Annotated in this window: 25 protein-coding genes; 12 read left to right on the top strand and 13 right to left on the bottom strand. The window is 43.4% G+C overall.

The window, feature by feature from the left end:
• Positions 1-6: 6 nt before the first annotated feature.
• The 3 genes from AAEO56_RS16695 to AAEO56_RS16685 are packed head-to-tail and all read left to right on the top strand — an operon-like array spanning position 7 to position 1769.
• A complete protein-coding gene (locus AAEO56_RS16695) occupies positions 7-939 on the top strand; it encodes a SecDF P1 head subdomain-containing protein (protein ID WP_341698212.1) in 933 nt (310 codons plus the stop codon).
• Positions 940-967: 28 nt separating this feature from the next.
• Positions 968-1261 (top strand): hypothetical protein, encoded by a 294-nt coding sequence (locus AAEO56_RS16690; protein ID WP_341698211.1) that lies wholly within the window; start codon positions 968-970, stop codon positions 1259-1261.
• A 1-nt stretch (position 1262) separates the two neighbouring features.
• Positions 1263-1769: a hypothetical protein gene (locus AAEO56_RS16685; RefSeq protein WP_341698210.1), complete on the top strand. Its 507-nt coding sequence runs from the start codon at positions 1263-1265 to the stop codon at positions 1767-1769.
• A 38-nt stretch (positions 1770-1807) separates the two neighbouring features.
• On the opposite strand, the gene AAEO56_RS16680 is transcribed toward AAEO56_RS16685, so the two are convergent.
• From AAEO56_RS16680 to AAEO56_RS16655, 6 genes are all read right to left on the bottom strand, one after another.
• Positions 1808-3427 (bottom strand): M1 family metallopeptidase, encoded by a 1620-nt coding sequence (locus AAEO56_RS16680; RefSeq protein WP_341698209.1) that lies wholly within the window; start codon positions 3425-3427, stop codon positions 1808-1810.
• Between the two features lie 62 nt (positions 3428-3489).
• Positions 3490-4269 carry a hypothetical protein gene (locus AAEO56_RS16675; protein ID WP_341698208.1) on the bottom strand — a complete coding sequence of 260 codons (780 nt, stop codon included), beginning with the start codon at positions 4267-4269 and terminating at the stop codon, positions 3490-3492.
• Complete coding sequence (locus tag AAEO56_RS16670) at positions 4269-4928, bottom strand: class I SAM-dependent methyltransferase (protein ID WP_341698207.1); 660 nt, start codon at positions 4926-4928, stop codon at positions 4269-4271. Before AAEO56_RS16670 ends, AAEO56_RS16675 begins: the two co-directional genes overlap by 1 nt.
• Positions 4918-5820 carry an alpha/beta hydrolase gene (locus tag AAEO56_RS16665; protein ID WP_341698206.1) on the bottom strand — a complete coding sequence of 301 codons (903 nt, stop codon included), beginning with the start codon at positions 5818-5820 and terminating at the stop codon, positions 4918-4920. The genes AAEO56_RS16670 and AAEO56_RS16665 overlap by 11 nt, the downstream gene beginning before the upstream one ends.
• A 10-nt stretch (positions 5821-5830) precedes the next feature.
• Positions 5831-6106, bottom strand: a complete 276-nt coding sequence (locus AAEO56_RS16660; RefSeq protein WP_341698205.1) for a hypothetical protein — start codon at positions 6104-6106, stop codon at positions 5831-5833.
• A 29-nt stretch (positions 6107-6135) separates the two neighbouring features.
• On the bottom strand, positions 6136-7764 hold the full coding sequence (locus AAEO56_RS16655; RefSeq protein ID WP_341698204.1) for an acyl-CoA carboxylase subunit beta: 1629 nt from the start codon (positions 7762-7764) through the stop codon (positions 6136-6138).
• Between the two features lie 195 nt (positions 7765-7959).
• Between AAEO56_RS16655 and AAEO56_RS16650 the strand changes: the two genes are divergently transcribed.
• The 4 genes from AAEO56_RS16650 (at position 7960) to AAEO56_RS16635 (ending at position 12004) form a co-directional block, all read left to right on the top strand.
• Entirely contained in the window at positions 7960-8604 is a 645-nt protein-coding gene (locus AAEO56_RS16650) for a DUF47 domain-containing protein (RefSeq protein ID WP_341698203.1), read from the top strand.
• 21 nt (positions 8605-8625) lie between these two features.
• Positions 8626-9900, top strand: coding sequence for an inorganic phosphate transporter (locus AAEO56_RS16645; RefSeq protein WP_341698202.1), 1275 nt, complete (start codon positions 8626-8628; stop codon positions 9898-9900).
• A gap of 156 nt (positions 9901-10056) precedes the next feature.
• A complete protein-coding gene (locus tag AAEO56_RS16640; RefSeq protein ID WP_341698201.1) occupies positions 10057-11559 on the top strand; it encodes an aldehyde dehydrogenase family protein in 1503 nt (500 codons plus the stop codon).
• Between the two features lie 70 nt (positions 11560-11629).
• Entirely contained in the window at positions 11630-12004 is a 375-nt protein-coding gene (locus AAEO56_RS16635; protein WP_341698200.1) for a DUF779 domain-containing protein, read from the top strand.
• On the opposite strand, the gene AAEO56_RS16630 is transcribed toward AAEO56_RS16635, so the two are convergent.
• The 4 genes from AAEO56_RS16630 to prfB all read right to left on the bottom strand — a co-directional run bounded on the left by AAEO56_RS16630 (position 12001) and on the right by prfB (position 16781).
• Positions 12001-12915 carry an AraC family transcriptional regulator gene (locus AAEO56_RS16630; RefSeq protein ID WP_341698199.1) on the bottom strand — a complete coding sequence of 305 codons (915 nt, stop codon included), beginning with the start codon at positions 12913-12915 and terminating at the stop codon, positions 12001-12003. The two genes, AAEO56_RS16635 and AAEO56_RS16630, sit on opposite strands and share 4 nt — an antisense overlap.
• A gap of 57 nt (positions 12916-12972) precedes the next feature.
• Entirely contained in the window at positions 12973-14199 is a 1227-nt protein-coding gene (locus tag AAEO56_RS16625; protein ID WP_341698198.1) for a GAF domain-containing sensor histidine kinase, read from the bottom strand.
• 133 nt (positions 14200-14332) lie between these two features.
• Positions 14333-15553 (bottom strand): GAF domain-containing sensor histidine kinase, encoded by a 1221-nt coding sequence (locus AAEO56_RS16620; RefSeq protein ID WP_341698197.1) that lies wholly within the window; start codon positions 15551-15553, stop codon positions 14333-14335.
• Positions 15554-15679: 126 nt separating this feature from the next.
• Positions 15680-16781, bottom strand: a protein-coding gene (gene prfB, locus AAEO56_RS16615; RefSeq protein ID WP_341698196.1) for a peptide chain release factor 2 whose coding sequence is annotated in 2 segments (ribosomal slippage) — positions 15680-16717 and positions 16719-16781 — 1101 coding nt in all. Because the reading frame shifts where the segments join, the coding sequence is not laid out codon by codon here.
• 50 nt (positions 16782-16831) lie between these two features.
• On the opposite strand from prfB, the gene AAEO56_RS16610 reads away from it, so the two are divergent.
• Genes AAEO56_RS16610 through AAEO56_RS16600 form a run of 3 tightly spaced genes read left to right on the top strand, consistent with a single transcriptional unit; the run spans position 16832 to position 18982 of the window.
• A complete protein-coding gene (locus AAEO56_RS16610; RefSeq protein WP_341698195.1) occupies positions 16832-17857 on the top strand; it encodes a threonine aldolase family protein in 1026 nt (341 codons plus the stop codon).
• Between the two features lie 16 nt (positions 17858-17873).
• Positions 17874-18347, top strand: a complete 474-nt coding sequence (locus AAEO56_RS16605; RefSeq protein WP_341698194.1) for a tetratricopeptide repeat protein — start codon at positions 17874-17876, stop codon at positions 18345-18347.
• Positions 18344-18982: a tetratricopeptide repeat protein gene (locus tag AAEO56_RS16600; protein WP_341698193.1), complete on the top strand. Its 639-nt coding sequence runs from the start codon at positions 18344-18346 to the stop codon at positions 18980-18982. Before AAEO56_RS16605 ends, AAEO56_RS16600 begins: the two co-directional genes overlap by 4 nt.
• A gap of 185 nt (positions 18983-19167) precedes the next feature.
• On the opposite strand, the gene AAEO56_RS16595 is transcribed toward AAEO56_RS16600, so the two are convergent.
• From AAEO56_RS16595 to AAEO56_RS16585, 3 genes are all read right to left on the bottom strand, one after another.
• Positions 19168-19722 carry an REP-associated tyrosine transposase gene (locus AAEO56_RS16595; protein WP_341698192.1) on the bottom strand — a complete coding sequence of 185 codons (555 nt, stop codon included), beginning with the start codon at positions 19720-19722 and terminating at the stop codon, positions 19168-19170.
• A gap of 283 nt (positions 19723-20005) precedes the next feature.
• Complete coding sequence (locus AAEO56_RS16590) at positions 20006-21187, bottom strand: cytochrome-c peroxidase (RefSeq protein WP_341698191.1); 1182 nt, start codon at positions 21185-21187, stop codon at positions 20006-20008.
• 204 nt (positions 21188-21391) lie between these two features.
• Positions 21392-21706 carry a YbaB/EbfC family nucleoid-associated protein gene (locus AAEO56_RS16585; protein ID WP_341698190.1) on the bottom strand — a complete coding sequence of 105 codons (315 nt, stop codon included), beginning with the start codon at positions 21704-21706 and terminating at the stop codon, positions 21392-21394.
• A 73-nt stretch (positions 21707-21779) separates the two neighbouring features.
• Between AAEO56_RS16585 and AAEO56_RS16580 the strand changes: the two genes are divergently transcribed.
• Positions 21780-23912 (top strand): S9 family peptidase, encoded by a 2133-nt coding sequence (locus AAEO56_RS16580; protein ID WP_341698189.1) that lies wholly within the window; start codon positions 21780-21782, stop codon positions 23910-23912.
• 87 nt (positions 23913-23999) lie between these two features.
• Positions 24000-25040, top strand: coding sequence for a PLP-dependent cysteine synthase family protein (locus tag AAEO56_RS16575; RefSeq protein WP_341698188.1), 1041 nt, complete (start codon positions 24000-24002; stop codon positions 25038-25040).
• Positions 25041-25073 lie beyond the last annotated feature (33 nt).

Raw genomic sequence — 25073 nt, 5'->3', positions numbered from 1 at the left:
AGTTTTATGACATTTATTAAAAATAAAATAGCAGTTTTTGGCATCTTTTTTATGCTGACACTGTCCGGCTGCGCCCAGCAACCGCCTTGCAACCAGATCAAAGCTGAATTTACGGATCATTCCGCTACTGATGCGCAGAAACAGGCTACTATCGAATTGATAGGTAAGCGATTAAAAAGCAAAAACCTTCGTGCTGATATTACAATAGAAAAGAATATGATAATCGCCAAAATGCCGTGCGAAGGCAGCGATAAAGCGCCCCATTGCTTTTACCAGGATAAGTTCGCCATATATGAAACCTACGAAACTGCCGAGCTCAATGCTGCCATGGATGCTATTGGCCGCGTTGCTGACAGCCTGGCGGATAATGCTCATGAAATTGCAAACGGCTATACTGCGTATGTAATGCGATTTGAGGAAATGCTGGACCGTAAGTTTGCCGATGTCGCAGTGATAGGGGTTTGCCCGATAATACGCACAGAGGAGTTCATGAGGCTTGTTAGCCGTCCCGAATCGAAAAAGCTATTGCCCGCCGGACTGTCATTCGTTTTTGGCCTGCCCGAAAAAAATGCTCCGGGAGTTCTTGTTTACGCGATCAGGGCTCCCGATAATGCGCAGCCCCCGGTTACTATAGATATGCTTGAAGAAACGGATGTTCAGCGGTCTTACAATAAGATTAATTATGATGTAATGCTGGAATTCAAAGACAAATATATAGCTGCCTGGGAAGCGCTTACACGTAAGAATACCCGAAAATTTCTTGCCATTGTCCTTGATGGAAGGGTTTTGAGCTGCCCAATGGTCACCGCGCCAATCAAAGGCGGAAAAGCCGCTATCAGTGGCAATATGGATCGCAGGCAGGCTGAAACAATGGCAGAGCGGATTACTATGAGTTTGCCCCTTGAGGTGCTTATTACTGAGGTAAAATTATTACAGTAAGGATGGATTCTTATTTCAATAGATTTAAATGGAAGAACAATTGCACCAATTTTGGCAGGAACTGGTAACTCAATGCAAAGCATTCCAAACGGATGAATTCGAATATTACTGGGAAATATGGGGCGTCAACTGGTATCCCTGGACGATTGAAACGGCAACGCGAAAAGGGCTGAACTTTACAGACGGTTATGACCCTGGTAAAAAACTAGACTGGCTCGAATCCCAGGGAATAATAGCTATAGTAAAAGAATATACGCGGGAAGAGATGGGCGACGAATTCAACAGGAAGCGCTACAAGATTGCAAAGAAATACCTAAAATAAAATGGAAAACAATAAAGAATCGGTTTTTGACCGGCTAATAAAAGAAAGTACAAGTTTAGGCTTTGCCGGTGGCAGCTATTTAGAATCGGCAATAAAAAGAGTATTGCTCCATGCTTTATCAAATAGCGAAAGGCTGCCATACGAACGGAAAAAGCAATTCGAGATACCTGATGAATACCTGGATTACCTTAGCACTGTAGACAACAATACTATGAAACCTGCTAGTCAGGACCTGTACATTTACGGCCTTATGGAAGCATTGTCCCTTACAGTAAATTATTTTGATTGTGATGCACAACCTGATTACCAGCCTATTTTCTGGCTTTCGGTAGGGCACAGGAGCGATAGGGGTAATTTCTTTATTTGCTGTGATAAAGCCTCAGAACTGTATGGACAGGTAGGCGAATTCTACGATAGCTCCCCGTTCAGGGATATGGAAGATTTTGGCCAAGTGGGAACCGGATTTGCTGATTTCTGCGATAATGTGCTTGCAGGAAAAGTGTATTAAAAAAAAATATTCTCAGTTGCCGGCAGGCAGGCTGATAACTAAAGCTTCTGTACTTTCACGTAAAATTTTGTTTTCTGCAATGCTACATCCTTCAAATCAGCTATATCTACATCCGATGTTTTCCAGTCATTGGTACCAAAGAGACGTACTTCTTTGCCATTTGCTATAATACCTACCGGCAGCTTAAAGTTGGCCTCATCTGTCTGCCAGCGGTACTCCAGCTTTCCATTGTTTAGTTTTAGCTGCAGGATAGGAGGGTTTTTATAACGCAGGTACTGATTGAAGAATGGCGTAAGGTTCATGCCGGTTTCTTTACTGAAGAATGCTATCACCGTTTCGGTATCAATCACTTTCTTCTTGTATGTTTCAGAGTATTTAAGCAGCATCTTCCACCATTTGTCGTCGTCGTTGACTACATGGCGTAACGTATTCAGCATCAACGCCCCTTTAAAGTACATATCACCTGAACCTTCTTTGTTTACACCAAATACGCCAATCACAGGCTTGTTATTGGCAACACTCATCTGCTGCCCCGTAATGTACTTCATGGCTTTGTCATAACCATAAAGGCATTCAACAAAAACCGTTTCAGAATAGGTTGTAAAGCCTTCATGTATCCACATATCGGCAATATCTTTAGAGGTAATGCTGTTCCCGAACCATTCGTGGCCGCTTTCGTGTATCGTGATATAGTCAAAAAGCATACCTACCCCGGTACCACTCATATCGCTGCCCATATAGCCCTTTTTGTATTTGTTGCCATAAGCCACTGCGCTTTGGTGCTCCATACCCAGGTAAGGCGTTTCCACCAGCTTGTAGCCATCCTCGAAGAAAGGATATTGCCCAAATTTCGACTGGAAACATTCCAACATGGGCTTTACCTCCTCAAAATGTGTTTTGGCCTTCTCCTCATTTTGTTTCAGCACATAATAATCCAGGTCAAGGCCACGCAGGCTGTCGTGTATGTGTGCATAGTCGGCCACGTTCAGGGTAATTGTGTAGTTGTTTATAGGATTCTTTACTTCCCAGTCCCAGCGGGTATAGCCATTCTTCAGGTCGGTGCTGCCCATGAAACGCCCATTGGAAACATCCATCAATCCGTTTGGTACCGCCACTTTCACGGAAGCTCCTTTTTCAGGCTCATCCGTCTGGTGGTCTTTTACCGGGAACCAAAGGCTTGCACCCGTACCCTGTACCGCAACGCCTATCCAGGGTTTGCCTGCACCGTCTTTAGAAAATACGAAGCCACCATCCCAGGGTGCATTTTTTGCAATAACAGGATTACCGGAATAATAGAAACGCAACGTTTCTTCGCTGCCCTTTTTCAACTCCTTTGGAAAAGAGATGAACACGGCGTCGTTATCCCGCTTGTATTCCAGTTTTTTACCTTTCAGCTCTATACTTTCAACTTTCATGTTTTCGAAAAGGTCGAGCTGTATTTTTGTTGTGTTTTCAACGACTTTAAAGGTAATGTCGTTGTAGCCGCTTATATATTTTTTCTCAGGATCAAGTTTTATATTGAGGTCGTAACGCTGCACGTCAAAAGAGGTACGTTCCTTCCGTAGGCCGCCCTGGAGGCTGTCACGGCGCGTATAGGTTTGTGCAGTTGCCGAATATATTCCGACGAAAACAATAGCAAGTAATAATACTTTTTTCATGGCTGGAGTGTTTGGCTTATTGGTCACTAAATGTAGGAAATTGTTACATCATGCCGAAATATTTAAGGCTCGTCGCATTCCGTTTCTACCGAAATAAATAATTTTTCAAATTCCCCCTGATAATTTACATTGGGAATCTCATGGTTAATTTGCCTGATAGCGCAATTGTGCCAGCCGTAAGCCAGTATGTATGATCTTGCGTGTGCAAGCCTCGATTCCGGACTAAGAGTGTTTGTGTATTTATTGAATGAAGCTTCTGAAAAATTACGATTCTCCTGTTTGCTCATAAGCCTGCCCCAACATTCCATTAGTTTTAATGTGTCATTCGATACCAGTACTTCAGCATATTCAGGGCAGTATTTGGAGAACCGGTTATTCAACAGTATTTGAGGATTGGAGTGTGCCTCAAGGTTAATTGTCGAAAGTTCGTACCATTCGTCAAGGTTCTTTAGCCTGTTCTGCCGCAGTTCCTCCCAAATATTCCCTTTAACCAGTGCCAGGTTTTTGAGTTCCTTTTTCTTTGCTGCATACTCCTTTTTCAGCAACTTTAACTGGCCTTTACTGTCAAAACTATTGTATTTTTCAGGGTCGGTTTCCAGGTCCCGTGTTGACAGTAACAATGATCTGTTACTGTACCAAAGCTTATAAGTGTCCTGTAGCTGCTTTTTGGTATATTTCGATTTATCGAAAGTGCCGGTGTGGTCGCAAAGTTCTGTATACCATAGCAGCGTATCTGTTGCAGCAATGGTATTGTAATATGCAACGCCAGATTTCCCAAATTTTTGAAAGCTTAGTGATAAACAGGTAACAACAAAAAACAGGCACGTTATAATTGTCTTCATTACTTTTTTGCTGTAAATATAACAAACTCTCTTTCGATCTGCCGTTCGCTGGTTACAAACTCTTTTTCCGTATTTACCGAAACTACTTCCAATCCAGCTGTTTCCATAAGCCTGGCAACTGTTTCAATATCATAGAGCGTAAAACCGTATTTTGCAAAAGGAATGTGCCGCATGGTGCTTTCCGGGATAAATCCGATAACGGCAATACCTCCCGGTTTCAGCACCCGTGCAATCTCATTGGCGTATGCGTGCGGGTCGTTCCAAAAATAAACAGTATTGGTAGTGAGTATTTTACTGAACCTGCATTCACCATAGGGTATTTTTTCCCCATCCGTCAATTGGAAGGAAACTGTTGATAAGCCTTTATTCCGCTTTTGTGCTTCCTTCACCATAGCCGGTGAAATATCAATCCCCCTGTAATTAATCTCTTCAGCGCTATAGATGATTTCTTTGGTATGCATGCCGTTGCCGGGGCCGATTTCCAGTATCTCGTCGCCTTCGGTAAGATGCAGCCCGACGATTGCTTTGGCTATCATGTTACTGTTGGTAAAATTCATCATTTCACCTACTTTCAGCCCATTTTCGCCATCGGGGCAGCGCAACTGTGCGGCAAGTTCCTCTAGTTCAGTTTCCGAAAGTGGGGGCGGCCTATTTTCCATAAAGAAATTCAAGTATTACATCCATCCTGTCCTGCCACGATTGCTCGTCGTGCGAAGCGCCCTCAAATTTACGCGTTACCCAGTTCGTTCCCTCTGTAAAGCCTTTCGCCTGCATTATCTCATCCACCATTTTTTGATGTACTTCATAATACTGGTCGAGTGTCTCGGTGCCGTAGTCAAAATAAATGCGATGGTTTGTTGGTGAGGGGAGGTGGTCTTTCATATAGGTCCGTACCGCCTCAGACGGATGCATATTATTATTGTCAAACAGCAATGGCCAATGTGTCGAAACACAGGCAGCCTGGCCAAAAACTTCAGGGTATTCGCAAATCCCGTACATCGATATCAGCCCGCCCATTGAGCTTCCGCAAACCGAAGTGTTTTTTGCATCCGGCAGTGTCCTGTAATTCTTGTCAATGTATGGCTTCAGTTCGCGTATCATGAATTGAAGGTATTCATCGGCAAGCCAGTTCACCTGCACATTCATTTTTTCAGAAAGCTCTTTAAAAACTTTGTTGTCTTCGTCAGTAAAGTTTTTAGCTGCCTTTTCAGGAAAGTACTCCATATAGCGCAGGCTATCGCCATGTGCTGCCGTCACAATAATAAACGGTTTTACCTTTCCCTCCTTTATTAGTTTTTCAGCCGTACCATCTGCTTCCCACGCTACGCCAAACCCGGCATTTCCTTTGTCGAAAACATTTTGGCCGTCGTGCATATAGAGTACAGGGTATTTTTCTTTTTTATTAGTGTCATAGCCCGGCGGGAGCCAAATTTGTACATTGCGGGCGTTAATGAATTTCGACTGGAAATTGTCAATTTTTATGATCCTGCCTGATGTCTGGGCAATACAGTTCAGTACAGAAAAGAAAAACAGTGCTGCTATGGTTTTCATATATTGTAAATTATTTATAGGTTTTACGTATTTTGATTCCTGCAACATACCAGCCCAAGGCCGTACCCCAAATAGCCATAAGCGCCATAAAGAAAATGCCTGGAACAGGATGACTACCATTCCAGGAAGGAAAATCGTAAAGTATAGAAATCATAAAATTAGGCTTATGGGTATGATAGTAGCATTCATCCGTGATCATTATCATATCCGAAAGCATTAATGACGCAAATGCAATAACAAGTCCTGCAAGGATGCATATGAAATACACTAATGCCCTATAAGCCATAAAAGTTTTTCTCCTATAAATATAGTAATTTACACCTGTATCACACCAAGGTTAAATTGTTTTTCTATAGGGGCATGGTTGGCCGCCTCAATACCCATAGATATCCATTTTCGCGTATCCAGCGGGTCGATGATCGCATCCGTCCATAGCCTTGCAGCGGCATAGTATGGGGACACCTGCGCATCATAACGCGCCTTAATCTTGTCGAACATTTCGGCTTCTTTTTCAGGGGTAATGGTTTCGCCTTTTGCTTTAAGCGATGAGGCTTCTATCTGCATTAAAACTTTAGCGGCCTGGGTACCGCCCATTACGGCAAGCTCGGCACTCGGCCAGGCGAATATCAGCCTTGGGTCGTATGCCTTTCCGCACATGGCATAGTTGCCCGCGCCATAGGAGTTGCCTACTATTACTGTAAATTTAGGTACTACCGAGTTGCTTACAGCGTTTACCATTTTAGCGCCGTCCTTAATGATGCCGCCATGTTCAGACTTAGATCCTACCATAAAACCGGTAACATCCTGAAGGAAAACCAGCGGTATCTTCTTCTGGTTGCAATTCGCTATAAAACGGGTTGCCTTATCGGCACTGTCAGAATAGATAACACCGCCAAACTGCATTTCGCCTTTTTTCGATTTTACTACCTTACGCTGATTGGCTACAATGCCAACAGCCCAACCGTCGATGCGGGCATAGCCTGTAATAATTGTTTGGCCGTAACCTCCTTTATATTCATCAAATTCGCTGTTATCTACCAAACGTTTGATGATTTCCATCATGTCGTACTGCTCGGTGCGCATTTTGGGAATGATACCGTAGATGTCGACTTCCGGCATTGCAGGTTTTTCGGCCTTGATGCGGTTATAGCCTGCTTTGTCATAATCGCCTATTTTGCCAACGATACTTTTAATTCTGTCCAATGCGTCCTTGTCATCCTTGGCTTTATAATCTGTCACACCCGATATTTCGCAATGTGTGGTCGCCCCGCCAAGGGTTTCGTTATCTATGGTTTCTCCAATGGCTGCTTTTACAAGGTAGCTTCCCGCAAGGAAAATACTGCCTGTTTTATCGACAATAAGTGCTTCGTCGCTCATTATAGGCAGGTAAGCCCCACCAGCCACACAGCTGCCCATCACGGCCGCGATCTGGGTAATACCCATGCTGCTCATGATGGCATTATTACGGAAGATACGCCCGAAATGCTCCTTATCAGGAAATATCTCGTCCTGTAACGGCAGGTATACCCCGGCGCTATCTACAAGATAGATTATTGGGAGGCGGTTCTCCATGGCTATCTCCTGCGCACGAAGGTTTTTCTTCCCGGTTATAGGGAACCACGCACCGGCTTTCACGGTGGCATCATTGGCAACAACAATACATTGCTTCCCACTCACGTAGCCAATTTTCACTACCACGCCGCCGCTGGGGCATCCGCCATGCTCAGCATACATCCCGTCTCCGGTAAAAGCGCCTATCTCTATGCTTTTGCTGTTTTTATCAAGAAGGTATTCAATACGCTCCCGTGCTGTCATTTTGCCTTCAGCGTGTAGTTTCTCAATGCGTTTTTCGCCCCCGCCAAGCTTAACTTTTACAAGCCTTTGCTTCAGGTCTGAAAGTAGTAGTTTATTATGATCTTCGTTTTTGTTGAAGTTAATATCCATTGTATCTGTATATTTGTTACCGGAGTGTAATTTTACGCCGCTAAAATACGAAAACGTTTGATAGTTTTAGAATATATTGCGAATCTGTTATTTATTAATGGAGGTATAAACTCGATTTAATAACTCCAAGTTCATAATCGCTTAACTATTTCTTAACATTGTTAAAATACCTTTGCCGCATAAAATTTATTGTAAATGTCTATAAACAGTATTTTCCAATTCCTTGTTCCAAAAGACAAGAAATTCTTCCCGCTTTTTGAGCAGGCAACACAAAACCTTGTAGTACTGGCCGAAACACTTCACGAAGCTGTCAACGCACCAAAAGAGCAACGCGAGGTTTATTTCAGGAAAATAGAAGAGCTTGAAGCTGTAATAGAAGAGATTGCCCATAAAACCAACCTGGAATTAAGCAGAAACTTTATCACGCCCTTTGACAGGGAAGATATCCATGCGCTTATTTCATCCATAGACGATGTTGCAGACTACCTTTATGGTGCAGCAAGCAGGATGAGGTTGTATCAGGTAGAAAAAATCACGAAGTCGATCAGGAAAATGACAGAGATCACCCTGGAAAGCTGCCAGCTGATACATGCAGGTGTATCAGAACTGAAAGACATGAAGAACCTGAAAGGCATTGCCGATGTGTGCAAAAGGATCAATAAACTTGAAAATAAATCGGATAATGTTTTTGATAAAGCAGTAGCCGATATCTTCGAAAACGAAACGGATGCCAAAAATATCATCAAATACAAAGAGGTGCTGTCAGCGTTGGAATCGGCATCCGATAAATGCAAAGGAGTAGCAAATGTGCTGGAGTCTATCTCTGTAAAGCATTCATAACCAACCATAGCAACCCATTCTATGACGCTCCTGATAATAATTATTGTATTAGCGCTGATTTTTGACTACATCAACGGTTTCCATGATGCTGCGAATGCTATCGCAACCATTGTAGCTACCAAAGTGCTTACGCCTTTCCAGGCGGTAGTCTGGGCGGCCTTTTTTAATTTCCTTGCCTATTGGGTATTTGGCTTTGGCGTTGCCGATACAGTTGCCAAAACAGCCCATACTATGGATATTAACCTTGTGGTTATCCTGGCAGGTGTCATTGCAGCAATTTGCTGGAACCTGCTTACATGGTGGCTCGGGATACCTTCAAGTTCCTCCCACACCCTTATTGGGGGCTTTGCCGGAGCAGCTATTGCCCATGCCGGATTTGATGTAGTTTCCTGGTATACACCGGGTAAAGACGGCGGAATGCCCTCGGGAGTGCTTATCATCATAGCCTTTATTGTTTTGGCGCCATTGCTCGGTGCGCTGGTATCCTACCTTATTTCCATATGGCTGTTAAACTCTTCAAGAAAAGACACGATCTATCCAAAGATATTTACAGCTTCTTTAATGATAGCTACAATAGTGTTTGTATATTTTATGATGCAGGGCTATGATGAGATCAAGAAACCGCGTTTTGAGTCGCATTTTTGGAGTATCGCGTTTGAGCCGCACAACATAAAATGGCTTTTGGTTGCATTCATAATACTTACGATAAGCACTTTCTGCCTGTTTTTTAGCAGGCTTACACACAGCAAAGCAGAATCGTGGCTAAAAAGGATGCAGCTGCTTTCTTCGGCATCGTTCAGCCTTGGCCATGGCGGTAACGATTCTCAAAAAGTAATGGGTATCATAGCAGCAGCAGTTGCTGTATACATTCATACAAGCGGCGATACCCACATGGATCAGTGGCTTGACGTTGTACTTCCGAAAGACGGGGTAGACGGTAAAATGCCGGGATGGATACCGTTGGCCTGTTACTCTGCGATAGCAGCGGGAACACTGAGCGGCGGATGGAAAATTGTAAAAACGATGGGGTCGAAAATAACCAAAGTAACATCATTTGAAGGCGTTGCCGCAGAAACTGCCGGCGCCCTTACCTTATATTTCACAGAGCATTTGAAAATACCTGTAAGTACAACACATACTATCACAGGATCGATCATTGGTGTTGGCCTTACAAAACGTGTCTCGGCTGTGCGCTGGGGAGTTACAGTGAGCCTAGTATGGGCGTGGATACTCACAATACCTGTATCTGCTGTCCTTGCGGCGATAGTGTATTACATATTAAGCCTATTCATATAACATATACTTATACTTTTTCATATAGCCTGCAGCCATCTGCGGGCTTTTTTATTTGTAAGATATTGACTGATATGTGCTATCAATTGAATGATTTATGCTATTCTAAAACGTTGTAGTAGGGTACTTTTGGAGGACAACAATATAAAATAGTAGTATATGAGTATAGTACAAAGGCCTGATTTTAAGGAAAAGTATGATAATTTTATCGGTGGAAGATTTGTACCGCCTGTTAAAGGGGAGTATTTCGACAATGTATCGCCGATTGACGGAAAAGTATTTGCCCAAGCGGCGCGCTCAACAAAAGAAGACATTGACCTTGCGCTTGATGCAGCACACGAAGCTTTTAAAACATGGGGCAAATCGTCGCCTGCCTATCGCAGCAATGTGCTGAATAAGATCGCTGACGTGATGGAAGCCAACCTTGAGTATTTGGCAACCGTGGAGGCTATTGATAATGGTAAGGCCATACGCGAGACACTTGCTGCCGACCTGCCGTTGTGTATCGACCATTTCCGCTATTTTGCAGGCGTTATCAGGGCCGAAGAAGGCGCAATAGCAGAACATGATGAAAATACCGTTAGTATCGTCCTGCACGAACCCCTTGGAGTGGTTGGTCAGATAATCCCTTGGAATTTCCCTTTGCTTATGGCAACATGGAAAATCGCACCCGCCATTGCGGCAGGTAACTGTACGGTTGTCAAGGCCGCAGAGCAGACCCCCGTATCTATTATTATCCTTATGGAACTTTTGCAGGATGTCATTCCGCCCGGGGTTATCAATGTGGTGAACGGTTTTGGTATCGAGGCAGGGAAACCGCTTGCTACGTCGCCAAGGATTGCCAAGGTATCTTTTACAGGTGAAACCACCACGGGCAGGCTTATCATGCAGTATGCCGCTGAGAACATTATCCCTTCTACCATGGAGCTTGGAGGTAAATCGCCAAATATATTCCTGAAGTCAGTTGGCGATGCCGATGATGATTTTTTCGACAAAGCTATTGAAGGGGCGGTGATGTTTGCTTTAAACCAGGGCGAAGTTTGTACCTGTCCGTCAAGGATGCTGGTACATGAGGATATTTACGACAGGTTTATAGAAAGGGTTATAGCGCGTACAGAATCCATAAAAATCGGTCATCCGCTGGATAGAACGGTCGCGATGGGGGCACAGGCATCCAATGACCAGTTTGAAAAGATAAAATCATATCTTAAGATAGGCAAAGAAGAAGGTGCCGAAGTGCTTACAGGTGGCGATGCCAACCAGCTTGAAGGTGAACTCGGTGGCGGCTACTACATTCAGCCTACGATATTCAAAGGGCATAATAAAATGAGGATATTCCAGGAAGAGATCTTTGGGCCTGTGGTTTGTGTGACGACTTTTAAAACTACCGAAGAAGCGATAGAAATTGCAAATGATACGCTTTACGGGCTTGGTGCAGGCGTATGGACACGCGATGCCCACGAACTCTACCAGGTACCAAGGGCTATTAAAGCAGGAAGGGTTTGGGTAAACAACTACCACGCTTATCCGGCCCATGCACCGTTTGGCGGTTATAAAAAATCGGGCTTTGGGCGTGAAAACCATAAAATGATGCTCGAACATTACAGGCAAACAAAAAATATGCTCATTTCTTACGATAAAAAGAGGCTTGGGTTTTTTTAAAAGCTATTAGTTTGGTTGAGGAGGCTGTCTGCGGGCAGCCTTCTTTTTTATTAATTTTAATCTGATTATTATGTATAAAAGAATAGGCATTACAGCCCAGGCAACTGCACTTATCAACGAATTAAAAAATAAGTATGGAGAACTGATGTTTCACCAAAGCGGCGGCTGTTGCGACGGTTCGCAGCCCATGTGTTTTCAAAAAGGCGATTTTAAGCTGGGTTACAGTGATGTTTGCCTTGGGGTGGTAGAAGGCTGTGAATTCTGGATGAGCCGCGACCAGTATGAATATTGGCAGCACACCCACCTTACGCTTACTGCCATCGATGGGAGGGGAGCCAGCTTTTCGCTGGAGATACCGCTAGGAAAAAGGTTCATGATTGAGTCGCGCCTTTTTACCTCCGAAGAAAGTGCCGGTCTTGAACCACTTCGGTATCTCGAAGATTAATTCACATACAGCATCTGGTATTGCTTTGGGGTAATGCCTTCATATTTTTTAAACAGCCGTATAAAATAATTGCAGTCATCAAAACCCGCCATAAAACATACCTCGTTTATCTGTATTCCCGGGTTTTTAAGTAATTGCTTCGCCTGCTTTATTTTTTCATTGAGTATATATTCAATAGGGCTCATGCCGAGCTCCCTTTTAAAATAGCGGTAAAAAGATGTGGTGCTCATGCATGCCCTTTCGCTCAAGTCTTTCAGGTTGATGTTTTTAGTAATATTAGCGCGGATGTATTGTGTAATGGCATAGATAACACTACGCGTATCAACAGCACCATTGTTTATATGCTGTGCGGTCTGTGTCTGGATGAGCCTTACCAGGAGTTCCTGCAAAGCAAGGTCCACCAGGGCATCTTTAGTAATTGAAAAGCCCATACATTCCCGGATGAGCTTATTGATGGTATTGGCCAGTTCGGTATTATTATAAAAGAAATAATTCTTGTGGTTGAGCCTCCAAAGTTCATCTTCCTTGGGATAGCGTTCATTAAGGAATACAAGGGTATCTTCTATTTTGCGATGGTCTATTGCCAGGGCTAAGCATTGGGTAGGATTTTGGAATGAAGCCTCGGGGAAATCGATTTTCATTTCTACATTAGAGGGAATTATTACGGTTTCTCCGGGAAGGTAATCAAAGCCGGGGTCGTCAAACAGATGCATTACTTTTTTTCCCCTCAGCATGCTTGTAACTACAAGGTCATTAAACTTTAGCGGTACAAGGGTGGATTCAGAATAAGTTTCAAAAAGGTTTAGCTCACAATTGTCGAGAGAATATACGGTACGGTTCTCCACGAGGGTTTTCAATGATTTTTCACTGGAAAGTGAAGGTGCTTGCAGCAAAGCCTTTTGATTATTCATATCCATATAAATTTACCGGCTATAAGATAAGTATATAAAATGAAACCAGGGCTGCTTTTAGCTACTAAATTCAGATAGCGAAGGCTCTTTCTCGTACCTCAGCGGAAGGGTTACGATAAAGGATGTTCCCTGGTCTTTTCCTGGGCTTATAGCTTCGATGGTGCCATTGTGAAGCTCTACAAACGATTTGGTTATCGAAAGCCCCAGTCCGTTGGATGTTTCCTTTCCGGTAGGCTTGGAACTTAGTTTTGCAAATTTTGTAAACAGCCTGTCCACATCATTTTCATCAAGGCCCTGCCCGTTATCCTTTACCCTTATCTGTATATTTCCATTCACCTCGGCAGCCATTACCATTATTGTTGCCCCATGGTAGGAATATTTTATCGCATTGCTGAGCAAGTTGTGCAATATATCCGAAATCTTCGCCCTGTCGGCAAAAAATGGTGGTGGGTTGTCAGGAAGTTCAAATATGATAGACTGGTTTTTGCGTGCAGCAAGCAGGTCAAAGCTGTTTTGAAGACGGGTAAAAAGTTCCTTCAGGTCTATTTCTTCAATAGAAAGCACTATTTGGGTCTCTTCCATTTCCGATTGTTTCAGCAGGTCAGAAAGTTTAGCTTGTATCCTTCCCACAGACGACTTTATCATTTCGGTCATGTTGGGTATTTTAGTACCGTCCTTTGTAATGATTTCGTTTGCAAGCTTTATGGAGGCCAGCGGATTCTTTATTTCGTGCAGCGCAATATTCATAAGGTCGATCTGCGATTCGATAGTTTTGCGGTAGCGCAGCCTGTTTTCCAATTTGTCTATCACAATTTTGGACAGGGTTTTCATCATGTCAATCTGCAGCGGTGTAACTTCCCTCGGGCGGGAATCGATAACAGATATGGTGCCTACATTATAACCTTCCGGTGTTTTCAAGGGTACAGCGGCAAAAAACCTGACACCATTTCCACCCAAAACATAGGGGTTGTCCAGAATTTCAGGAACGTTCATAGTGTCGTTAAAAACCAGCACGTCATCCTGAAGTATGGCCAGTGAGGAAAGGCTGTCTTTGCGCTTTGCCTCGTTAAAGGTCATCTGGCTCAGGTTGGATTTTATAAAAATACGGTCTTCGTCGATAAAGCTTATGAAGGCGCTGGGGCAGTTGAATACCTGTGTTACCATGAGCGCTATTTTGTCAAAGGTATCTTCAGAATGGGTATCCAATATGTGGTAATCACGAAGCTTTTCCAGCCTGTGGGACTCGTTTTTTGTAAGCAGTGATGTAGGCGTAACGTATTGCATTGGTAATTTTGGAACTTCTTTAATTCAATATCACTTCATCTAAATTCCGTTTTCAAAAATAGCGAATAAATATCTCATTAACATAATTTTAGGACGAATATTGTAATTGGGCCGGTGTTAAAAAGTATCATGCTCAGTATTCAATTTCCGGTTCGCGGTCCGGTATGTATTTAATTGGAAGGGAAACTATAAAAGTAGTCCCTTTGTCTTTTCCCGGGCTCATGGCATATATGGTGCCTTTGTGCAGCTCAACAAACGATTTGGCTATAGAAAGCCCTAATCCGGATGAGGTCTCCCTACCTGTTGGTTTTGAGCTTAGTATCGCAAACTTCTTGAATAGCTTCTGCACGTCGTTCCGGTTAAGTCCCTGGCCCTCATCCCTGATTTCTATATGTACGTTATAACCGGCTTCCCTTGCAGCGATCTTTATTACAGAGTCGGGATAGGAATATTTTATAGCGTTACTGACAAGGTTATGGAGTACATCAGATATTTTTGCTTTGTCGACTTCTATTTTCGGCAAGGTTGTATCATACTTCAGTTCAATGACCTGTTTTTTCCTGCGGGCAAGCAATTCAAAATTGTTGAGCAGGCGTGTGAAAATCTCGTTCACATCTACTTCCTCTATCTTAAGAAGCAAGTCGGTCTCTTCCAATTCCGATTGTTTTAAAAGGTCGGATAAGCGTGTTTCAATCCGGTTTACCGATGTCTTTATTACTTCGTTCATGCGCGGTTTATCCGAAGCCTCCTTTCTCAGCATGTCGGTGGCCAGGTTGATAGATGCCAGCGGATTTTTTATTTCGTGCAGGGTGATGTTCATAAGGTTTACCTGAGATTCTATCGACCTTCTGTAGCGGAGCCTGTTTTCCAGTTTGTCGATAACAATCTTCGAAAGTGTTTTAAGCATTTCAAGCTGCTCTTGTGTTACTTCCCGTGGCTTATCATCAATTACACAAATAGTGCCCATATTGTAGCCTTCAGGAGTTTTGAGTGGTGCGCCCGCATAAAAACGGATGCCGCCCTCCGCCGCAACGTAAGGATTGTTTATTAATTGGGGATGTTCGTGCGTATCGTTCAGCAGAAATACGTCATCCTGAAGTATGGCAAGCGAGCAAAGGCTGTCTTTCCGGTCTACTTCAGCTGCTGCAAGCGAAGTCAGGTTAGCTTTAAAGAATACCCTGTTTTTATCTACAAATGATATAAAAGCGCCCGGCATATCGAATAAGCGCGAAGCCATAGAAGCTATGGTATCGAAAACATCTTCCGGATAAGTGTCAAGTATATTGTATTCACGCAGCTTTTCGAGCCTGAGGGAGTCATTGAGCGGGATAAAAAAATCAGTTTGTTGATTCATATTTGCTTATGGAACAGGCGGCTGCTTTTATAAATGGGTTATTTAAATAAGATCCTAAATTACAATTATTTTATTAAGAATAACTGCAATTCAGGATGTTAAAGTTAGGTTAAAGGCAGTATAGCTTTATTGCTCCTCCGTTCTCTGGCCCATCATCATTAGATAAGCTTTTAGGAATTCGTCGATTTCGCCATTCATAACGCCTTCGGCATTACTGGTTTCGTAGCCTGTACGCACATCCTTCACAAGTTTGTACGGGTGCAGCACATAGTTGCGTATCTGCGACCCCCACTCGATTTTCATCTTGTTGGCCTCTATTTCGTCCCTTACAGCCTGGCGCTTTTTAAGCTCAATTTCATACAATTGCGATTTCAGCAACTGCATTGCCTTGGTCTTGTTGTCAAGCTGCGAACGGGTCTCAGAGTTTTCGATAATGATTCCGGTAGGGTGGTGGCGAAGGCGCACCGCTGTCTCTACCTTATTCACGTTCTGTCCACCGGCACCGCTCGAACGCATGGTTTCCCACGAAATATCCGACGGGCTGATCTCAATCTCGATAGTATCGTCTGCCAATGGGTAAACGTAGACCGATGCGAAAGACGTATGGCGCTTGGCATTGCTGTCAAACGGGGAAATACGCACGAGCCTGTGCACGCCGTTCTCACCCTTCAGGTAGCCGAAGGAATAATCGCCCTCAAACTCAAGGGTTACCGTCTTTATCCCCGCGACCTCACCGGCCTGGAAATTCAGTTCCCTTATTTTGTAGCCTTCCTTTTCGCCCCACATCATATACATACGCATCAGCATCGCGGCCCAGTCGCAGCTTTCGGTACCACCGGCACCCGCTGTTATCTGTACCACGGCGCTAAGGCTGTCGCCCTCGTCGGATAGCATGTTCCTGAACTCGAGGTTCTCGATATGGGAAAGGGTAAGCCTGTACTGCTCGTCAAGCTCCTCTTCGGTAACATCGCCTTCTTTAAAGAATTCGTACATTACCTGCAGCTCTTCGGCCATGGTGTTTCCTTTCTCGTAATCATCCACCCATTTTTTCTTCGACCGGAGATTTTTTACAATGATCTCGGCCTCTTTGGCGTTGTTCCAAAAATCGGGTGCGAAGGTTTTTTCTTCTTCGTTGGTAATCTCTATTAACTTTCTGTCGACGTCAAAGATACCTCCTCAGTGCTCCCAGGCGCTCTATAATACCTTTAATTTGTTCGGTATTTGTCATAAATAATGTAGTTTTGTAACAGCAAAAATAAGGCATCCTTTTTAATAATCATGGAAATAAATTTAGTAAGTGATACGGTAACCCGGCCCGGCCACGAAATGCTCCAGCAAATGTTCAGGGCAAAAGTAGGTGACGATGTATATAAGCAGGACCCAACCGTCAATGAGCTCGAAGACACTGTTGCCAGCCTTTTCGGGATGGAAGCCGCCTTATTTTTCCCATCAGGTAGTATGGCTAACCAAACGGCTATCAAGCTGCATACAAACCCCGGAGATGAACTTATTTGCGATAAATGGGCGCACGTTTTCAATTACGAAGGTGGTGGGGTAGCTTTTAACAGCGGCGTATCGAGCAGGCTGATCGACGGTAACCGTGGTATGATAACCGCACAGCAGGTAGCCGATGCCATCAACCCGCCCGATTTTTACCACAGCCCGCTTACCAGTCTTGTGTGCATAGAAAATACTACCAATAAAGGCGGGGGTGCCTGTTACGACCTGCAAACGTTAATGGAAATTGGGGAGGTTTGCAAAGCTAATAACCTTAAATACCATCTTGACGGTGCACGGTTATGGAATGCTCTGGTAGCCAAACGCCAGCACCCAAAACAATTCGGAGAATTATTTGATACCATATCAGTATGCCTTTCCAAAGGGCTTGGCGCACCGGTGGGGTCGCTGCTTGTTGGTAGCAAAGAACACATCCATAAAGCAATGCGGATACGTAAGGTTTTTGGAGGCGGTATGCGCCAGGCGGGCTATCTCGCTGCGGCAGGGCTGTATGCGCTGCAAAACAACGTTGGCCGCCTGGAGGAAGACCACAGGCGCGCCAAACAGCTTGGAAACCTCCTGCAACAACTGCCCTGGATAGAGAAGGTAGAACCTGTAGAGACGAATATCCTTATCTTTTCCCTGAAACCGCAATTCAGCGAAAGCGCTTTAATGGAAAAGCTGAAGCAGAAAAATATCTTTATCTCATCCCTTGGAAAGAACAAGCTTCGCATTGTAACGCACCTTGACTATAAGGAGGTGATGCATAATTATGTGATAGAGACACTGGGGAAGATGAGTTTTTAAATCTTAAATCGCATAAATGAAATTCATCCTTACGTTACTACTGACAATTTCTACAATGTCAATTTTTGCCCAGGGTAAAGTTGACGATGAGATAAAAGCCTTATCGGGTAATAAGCAATATGAAAAGATAATTGAGCAGTATGCTTCCAGATCCGGGGAATGTTCGGCAAAGTCCTTGTATTATATCGGACTTGCCTATTACATGAAAGAAGATGACAACAGTTGCATCAAATTCATGGATATGTCAATAGGCAAAGATGCAAAGGACCCTGCACCACACTACATAAAAGGTTCAACTCTGAACTATATGGACAAATATGATGAGGCCATAAGGAGTTTTCAAACCGCAATTTCCCTAAAAGAAGATAATGGGGAGTATTATAGCGGTCTTGGCGATTCCTATTATCAGCTCAAAAAAAATGACATGGCACTTGAGGCTTATAAAAAAGCAATTAGTCAAGCTAAATGCCCGACAGGCCATATTCCATGATCGCGCAAATCTATTCTGAACAAAAAGAATCCGATAAGGCATTGGAAGCATTTTACGCCGCAAAATTGAAAATCTCAAAAAAATCAGCCTCTTATATAAACGCGCTTTTCAATATAGGATTGCTTGAATCCCTGAAAGGGAATTTTGATAAAGCTGAACCGGCATTTATTGAGCTTATCCAATTGGATCCAACAGATTATCATTCTTATGCAAAACTCATCCAGATCTACTATCACAGGAAAGAGTATGACAAAGCAAAACCATATAGGGACAAACTTTATGACGCTCATAAAAAAGGAGAGCTTAAAGACAATATGAAAGATATGTTTTGTTTTGACCAATTCAAATGGAATGGTTATCTGGTACAGGTATTTGAACGTTATCAGAATGGAAGTAACAATGGTGATATATACAATAAACATCTTTTTTATGTAATTGATAATAAGGATGATATCGTTTTAAGGGTCCAGACAGAATATTCACCTATATCTGTTGAGTTAGGGGGCGCAGAATATTTGCTATGTGCTAACAAAGGGATGACACATTATAATCCGGGCATAGGTTTTAAAGGCGATATGAAATATGATGACCTTAAAGCCAATGCAATAAAGTTGTTTGAAATGTATATGAAATAAAATACTATTCAGAAAATTATCAAAAAAAAGCACGACTCCCCCCGACCGCGCGGATTTGTAATTTCTAATTCCACTACATATGATAGCGCGGATTTGCAATCCGTGCCTCAAAACAAAACCCGACCACGCGGATTTGTAATTTCTAATTCCACCACGTACGATAGCGCGGATTTGCAATCCGTGCCTCAAAACAAATCTAACAAAATAACGTCAAGTTCGTTATCAAGTCCCGCATAATTTCTTGCCGAACTAAAGTAGTAGTCTTCAGGATAGGCAACAATTTTATCTGCTACAGGGTTATTGTGTATATAGTTTACTTTCTGCTTTATAAACCAGTTGGTTTCTACAATTTCGGCGTGATAGCCATCCTGCCAGACTTTAAAATTCTGGTTTCTCTTTAAGTGCTCACAGGCTTTTTGGAAAAGCGGCAGTAACCATTCACGACGGCTTTCAGGTTCGTTTGCTACAGCATCGACAATTTTCTTAGAGGTGAATTTTTTAAAGTCCCGCATCACATCCGGCAAAATAAAACCATTAGCCGCCTTGCACATCAGGTGAAGATGGCTCGGCATCAGGCAATAGGCATAAATCTCCAGCCCTTTGCTTTTGCAGCAATAGTCAAGTGCGTTTATTATTATATATTTTTGATTGAGCCTTGTAAATACATCTACCCATCCCACCGTAGTTATAGTGATAAAGTAAGCCTGTTCGGGTGTAGTCGCTTTGTATTTGGTGGACATGTTTAATTTCGTTAATTGCACGGATTGCAAATCCGCGCTATCGAGTCCGGGCTAGAAATGCGTTATAGCAAATATAATAAAAAACACGGATTGCAAATCCGCGCTATCATATTCACTGTTAGTATTATATTTTTCGCTTTAAACGGGAAGGGACACTGTAAATACGTTAAACAAAATAATCCCACGACATACGATAGCGCGGATTTGCAATCCGTGCCTCAAAACAAATCTAAAAAAAAAGCACGACCCTCGCCGTGCTTTTACTATTTGCAAAATTTATAATCTACTGAAAAGGATTACCCCATTTGGCATCGGTATATACATTGGTGCCGGTAAGTGTTTTCAGGAAAGCCGCCAGGGCGTTTACTTCGTCCTGCGTCATGTTCAGCTTTTGCCCGATCCCGCCCGGCATGAGGCGGTTATCAAGGTTATTGTTGTTAGCTGTGGAAATTATATTATAATGTAATATCGCATCCTCCAGTGTTGCGAACTGCCCGTTATGCATCAGCGGGCCGTTCAAAGTGCCATCGGCTTTTACCAGGTCGCGCAGTGATGGCGCGCGGGTATTGGCAGTATCAAAGCCACCTCCGGATAAATTTGCTATGAGGCCGTTATTCCTTACAGCCGGGTCAATGTCAAATTCCGGAATGCGGTGGCATCCTGCACAGCCAACCCCTCCGTTTATCCTTTCGGCATTTTGGTTGAAAGCAGGCGGCCTTAAAAATAGGTCCTTACCCTGGTTTTCCTGTTGGGTAAAGTTAGGAAACGGCGGGCCGTCATTGCCTGCAATTGCCCTGCCGGTATCATATTTAGAATCGAAAGACTGGATGCTCCTTACGAACTGGGCCAGTGCCTGCTGTATTTTTTCTTCGGTAATCTCGTCATTGCCGTATACGAATGTAAACAGCTCTTTATAATAGCCCAGGCTGCCGAGCTTTAAAATAAGGTCATCAAAGCTTTGGTCGCCATTTTCGCCACTAAAGCCCATTTCGCCGTGGTTGCGCACCGGCATAGTGGTTTGCTGCTCGAGCGATAAAGCCCTTTCGTCCCAAAAAAAGTGTGTTTCGGCTGCGAACCTAGTGTTGATAAGCCGCATGGTATGCCGTGTCGTCGTGCCATTCACTCCCGTGCTTGCTACTGCCGTATCGCTAAAGGCGTGTTCCTGCTTGTGGCACGAGGCGCAGGATACAGTATTGTTTGAAGACAGGTTGACGTCATAGAAAAGCACCCTGCCAAGTGTCGCCACTTTATCGGTCACAGGGTTTGCGCCGGAATTGTCTTTGGTTATATAACCGGGCACCTGCTGGCCGGCATAATTGTAAAGATTTTCCGGGTCGATATTGCTGCCGAAGGTTGCCTTAATATTTTCATAAGGGTCAATAGCCTTATAATCGCTATCGCTGCTATTGCAGGAAAAGAGCACTGATAACGAAAGGCTGCCGAGGAGGTAAACACATTTCTTCATAGTAGTGATTTATTGGTCTACCTGTTTAGACGACAAATAAAGAAAATTCCTGCGGATTTAGGTGAAAAAAATCTGAATAAAAAAAGCACGACCCAGCGTGCTTATATTTATTGCTTCAAACACAACCAAAAGTAACCCATCATATCAATGGCAGGCGCTTATGAGTGAAGCTCAATAGAAAATAAAAAATAAAAAAATAGACAATCAAAAAAGCCCAGGTATATTCGGCATTCCGTCTTTGGCAACAGCCGCAAGTTCTGCTTCATTGATGGCTGTAGCACTGGCGATGGCTTTATTCATTACCAATACAAGATAGTCTTCAAGCTGCTCTTTGTCTTCCAGCAAGGCATCATCAATCGTTATTGAACGTATTTCCCTGTTGGCGGTCAGCGTTACCTTCAAAAGCCCGTCATTGCTCTGCTCATCAACAAGCACTGTATCAAGCCTTTTTTTAGTGTCTTCAATCTTTTGCTGGGTTTCCTTCAGTTTACCCATCATTCCCATGATATCTCCAAACATTTTTACGAATTTTATTATTTAATTATATTACAAATGTATTAAATTGCGGGGTTATATACCAATTCATAAATCTATGAAAAAACACGTACTTTTAAGTTGTGTTTGTGTTATTTTTGCGGCGAATGCCCAATCTAATAAAACCAAAATGACCGAAACGATAAAACCGCCCCTTGCTGCGGTTAAGCCTAAAAAACTTGAAAAGCACGGCGATGTGCGTACCGACAATTACTACTGGCTCAACGAAAGGGAAAATCCTGAAGTGATTGACTACCTTACCAAAGAGAATACCTACTACAATACCATGACGGCCGGCCTGAAGGATTTCCAGAAAAGTCTTTTCGAGGAAATGAAGGCCACAATAAAAGAAGACGATTCTTCTGTACCTTATTTTTATAACGGCTACTACTATATTACCCGCTACGAAAAGGGAAAGGATTACCCGATATATGCCCGCAAGAAAGGCAGTCTTGATGCCAAAGAGGAGATCATGTTCGATTGCAACGAAATGGCGAAAGGGCATTCGTATTTCCAGTTGGGCGGACTTAACGTTAGCGAGGACAACCAATGGGCGGCTTTCGGCATCGATACGGTTTCGAGAAGGCAATTTACCATACAGGTAAAAAACCTGCTAACCGGAGAGATACTTCCGGTTAAAATAGAGAACACCACCGGTGGCTCTACATGGGCCGGGGATAACAAAACGTTATTCTATACCCGTAAAGATGAAGTTACGTTACGTTCAGATAAGATTTACAAGCACAAGCTGGGCAGCGATGCTAAGGGCGATGTAATGATCTACCATGAAAAGGACGACACCTTCGGGACATTCATTTATAAGGAGAAGTCAAAGAAGTACCTTGTTATCGGTTCAACAAGCACACTAACATCCGAATTCAGGATACTGGATGCTAAAACACCGGATGGAGAATTTAAAATGTTCCAGCCCAGGACACGCGGCCTGGAGTACAGCATAGCCAATTACGGCGATACGTGGTATATTGTTACCAACAAGGACAAAGCGACCAACTTTAAGCTGATGACAACGCCTGAAAATGCCACAGCCAAAGAAAACTGGAAAGACCTGATACCGCACCGCAAAGACGTGCTTCTGGAGGATATTGAGATATTTAAGAATTACCTTGTAATAGAAGAGCGCTCTAATGGTCTCAATAAAATAAGGATCCGGCCTTGGGATGGTAAGGGAGAATACTACCTGCCGTTCGATATAGAGACCTATACGGCAGGAGTAAGTACCAACCCTGACTTTGATACCGACATATTGCGTTACAGCTACCAGTCGCTTGCTACGCCTTCTTCGGTTATCGACTTCAATATGAAGACGAAGGAAAAAACCGTACTGAAAGAGCAGGAAGTGCTTGGCGGCAAATTCGACAAGAACAATTATGTAGAAGAAAGAGTTTGGGCCACTGCAAAAGATGGCACCAAGATCCCGATCTCTATGGTGTACCGCAAAGGCATTACCAAAAATGGCAACAATCCGTTACTGTTATATGCTTACGGCTCGTATGGCTATTCTATGGACCCGTATTTCTCTTCTATCCGCCTTAGCCTGCTTGACAGGGGCTTCATCTTTGCCATCGCCCACATAAGGGGTGGGGAGGACCTGGGCCGCGAATGGTATGAGAACGGAAAATTGCTAAAAAAGAAAAATACCTTTACTGATTTTATCGATTGTTCCGAATATGTGATCGCGCAAAAATATACATCTGCAAAACACTTGTATGCCGAAGGCGGCTCGGCAGGCGGATTGCTGATGGGGGCTATCGTGAACATGGCGCCACAACTGTATAACGGCGTTATTGCGCAGGTAGCTTTTGTGGATGTTATTACTACAATGCTTGACGACTCTATACCGCTTACAACCGGGGAATATGACGAGTGGGGTAACCCGAACGACAAAAAATACTACGATTACATGAAATCGTACTCGCCTTATGACAACGTTACCGCCCAAAACTACCCGAATATGCTGGTAACAACAGGCCTTCATGACTCTCAGGTGCAGTACTGGGAGCCTGCCAAATGGGTAGCAAAACTAAGGGTAACTAAAACAGGCAACAACCTTTTGTACCTGGATACCAACATGGAAGCAGGCCACGGTGGCGCTTCCGGACGTTTTGAAGCGCTTAAGGAAGTTGCCAAGGAATATAGTTTTTTATTAGATTTGGAAGGAATTAAAAAGTAATTAAATTTTTTTTGTTAGATTTGCAAGGTTTTGAGGTCAGTAAACTTTGTACCAGTTTTACCTTACTAACTCATTTTTTATGAAAGTATGAAAGAAAGAATAACAGCCTATAATAATGTATTGGAATTAATCGGGAATACCCCCCTGATTAAGATCAATAAAGTTACTGAAGGATTAGAGGGGAATTTTTACGCGAAAGTAGAAGCTTTTAATCCGGGCCATTCCACAAAAGACAGGATTGCATTATACATCATTGAAGAAGCTGAGAAAAAAGGCATCCTGAAGCCGGGCGATACTATTATCGAAACCACTTCGGGTAACACAGGCTTCAGTCTGGCAATGGTAAGCATTATTAAAGGTTATGACTGTGTACTTGCGGTAAGCTCAAAATCGTCGAGAGACAAAATTGACATGCTGCGTGCCATGGGCGCAAAAGTGTATGTTTGCCCTGCAAATGTATCTGCCGATGACCCGCGTTCTTACTATTGTGTTGCCCAAAGGCTGCATGAAGAGATCAAGGGATCTGTTTACATCAACCAGTATTTCAATGACTTGAATGTAGATGCGCATTATAAAACCACCGGCCCTGAAATATGGGAGCAAACCGGCGGGCAGATAACCCACCTTGTTGCGTGCAGTGGCACTGGAGGGACTATATCGGGTGCGGCACGTTTCCTTAAAGAAAAGAACCCTGCTATCAGGATACTGGGCGTGGATGCTTTCGGCTCTGTGCTTAAAAAATACCACGAGACAAGAGAGTTTGATAGTGATGAAATTTATCCTTACCGCATAGAAGGCCTGGGTAAAAACCTTATCCCTACAGCAACAGATTTTGACGTTATCGACAAATTCATAAAAGTTTCTGACGAGGACAGCGCCCATGCTGCCAGGAGCATTGCCAAAACGGAAGGCCTTTTTGTAGGCTATACCAGCGGCGCAACGCTACAGGCAGTGAAGCAGTATGCCGAAGCTGGAGAGTTTGACGAAAACAGCAATGTAGTTCTTATATTCCCGGATCACGGATCGCGCTACATGAGCAAAGTCTTTAGTGATGAATGGATGAATGAACAGGGCTTTTTCGATAGTGTTAACCTTGAAGAGGCACAAAAAATCGAATTTATCAAATAATATAATTTAGTTCAGATTCATAAAGAAGCTCCG

Origin of the sequence: Flavobacterium arundinis (genome assembly GCF_038289855.1) — a bacterium.
Classification (GTDB): Bacteria; Bacteroidota; Bacteroidia; order Flavobacteriales; family Flavobacteriaceae; genus Flavobacterium; species Flavobacterium arundinis.
This window is presented reverse-complemented; position numbering and strand designations above follow the sequence as displayed.

Excerpts from the sequence above, each read along its gene's own strand:
- AAEO56_RS16695 (WP_341698212.1), top strand. The coding sequence starts at position 7 with ATGACATTTATTAAAAATAAAATAGCAGTTTTTGGCATCTTTTTTATG.
- AAEO56_RS16690 (WP_341698211.1), top strand. The coding sequence starts at position 968 with ATGGAAGAACAATTGCACCAATTTTGGCAGGAACTGGTAACTCAATGC.
- AAEO56_RS16685 (WP_341698210.1), top strand. The coding sequence starts at position 1,263 with ATGGAAAACAATAAAGAATCGGTTTTTGACCGGCTAATAAAAGAAAGT.
- AAEO56_RS16680 (WP_341698209.1), bottom strand. The coding sequence starts at position 3,427 with ATGAAAAAAGTATTATTACTTGCTATTGTTTTCGTCGGAATATATTCG.
- AAEO56_RS16675 (WP_341698208.1), bottom strand. The coding sequence starts at position 4,269 with ATGAAGACAATTATAACGTGCCTGTTTTTTGTTGTTACCTGTTTATCA.
- AAEO56_RS16670 (WP_341698207.1), bottom strand. The coding sequence starts at position 4,928 with ATGGAAAATAGGCCGCCCCCACTTTCGGAAACTGAACTAGAGGAACTT.
- AAEO56_RS16665 (WP_341698206.1), bottom strand. The coding sequence starts at position 5,820 with ATGAAAACCATAGCAGCACTGTTTTTCTTTTCTGTACTGAACTGTATT.
- AAEO56_RS16660 (WP_341698205.1), bottom strand. The coding sequence starts at position 6,106 with ATGGCTTATAGGGCATTAGTGTATTTCATATGCATCCTTGCAGGACTT.
- AAEO56_RS16655 (WP_341698204.1), bottom strand. The coding sequence starts at position 7,764 with ATGGATATTAACTTCAACAAAAACGAAGATCATAATAAACTACTACTT.
- AAEO56_RS16650 (WP_341698203.1), top strand. The coding sequence starts at position 7,960 with ATGTCTATAAACAGTATTTTCCAATTCCTTGTTCCAAAAGACAAGAAA.
- AAEO56_RS16645 (WP_341698202.1), top strand. The coding sequence starts at position 8,626 with ATGACGCTCCTGATAATAATTATTGTATTAGCGCTGATTTTTGACTAC.
- AAEO56_RS16640 (WP_341698201.1), top strand. The coding sequence starts at position 10,057 with ATGAGTATAGTACAAAGGCCTGATTTTAAGGAAAAGTATGATAATTTT.
- AAEO56_RS16635 (WP_341698200.1), top strand. The coding sequence starts at position 11,630 with ATGTATAAAAGAATAGGCATTACAGCCCAGGCAACTGCACTTATCAAC.
- AAEO56_RS16630 (WP_341698199.1), bottom strand. The coding sequence starts at position 12,915 with ATGAATAATCAAAAGGCTTTGCTGCAAGCACCTTCACTTTCCAGTGAA.
- AAEO56_RS16625 (WP_341698198.1), bottom strand. The coding sequence starts at position 14,199 with ATGCAATACGTTACGCCTACATCACTGCTTACAAAAAACGAGTCCCAC.
- AAEO56_RS16620 (WP_341698197.1), bottom strand. The coding sequence starts at position 15,553 with ATGAATCAACAAACTGATTTTTTTATCCCGCTCAATGACTCCCTCAGG.
- AAEO56_RS16610 (WP_341698195.1), top strand. The coding sequence starts at position 16,832 with ATGGAAATAAATTTAGTAAGTGATACGGTAACCCGGCCCGGCCACGAA.
- AAEO56_RS16605 (WP_341698194.1), top strand. The coding sequence starts at position 17,874 with ATGAAATTCATCCTTACGTTACTACTGACAATTTCTACAATGTCAATT.
- AAEO56_RS16600 (WP_341698193.1), top strand. The coding sequence starts at position 18,344 with ATGATCGCGCAAATCTATTCTGAACAAAAAGAATCCGATAAGGCATTG.
- AAEO56_RS16595 (WP_341698192.1), bottom strand. The coding sequence starts at position 19,722 with ATGTCCACCAAATACAAAGCGACTACACCCGAACAGGCTTACTTTATC.
- AAEO56_RS16590 (WP_341698191.1), bottom strand. The coding sequence starts at position 21,187 with ATGAAGAAATGTGTTTACCTCCTCGGCAGCCTTTCGTTATCAGTGCTC.
- AAEO56_RS16585 (WP_341698190.1), bottom strand. The coding sequence starts at position 21,706 with ATGTTTGGAGATATCATGGGAATGATGGGTAAACTGAAGGAAACCCAG.
- AAEO56_RS16580 (WP_341698189.1), top strand. The coding sequence starts at position 21,780 with ATGAAAAAACACGTACTTTTAAGTTGTGTTTGTGTTATTTTTGCGGCG.
- AAEO56_RS16575 (WP_341698188.1), top strand. The coding sequence starts at position 24,000 with ATGAAAGAAAGAATAACAGCCTATAATAATGTATTGGAATTAATCGGG.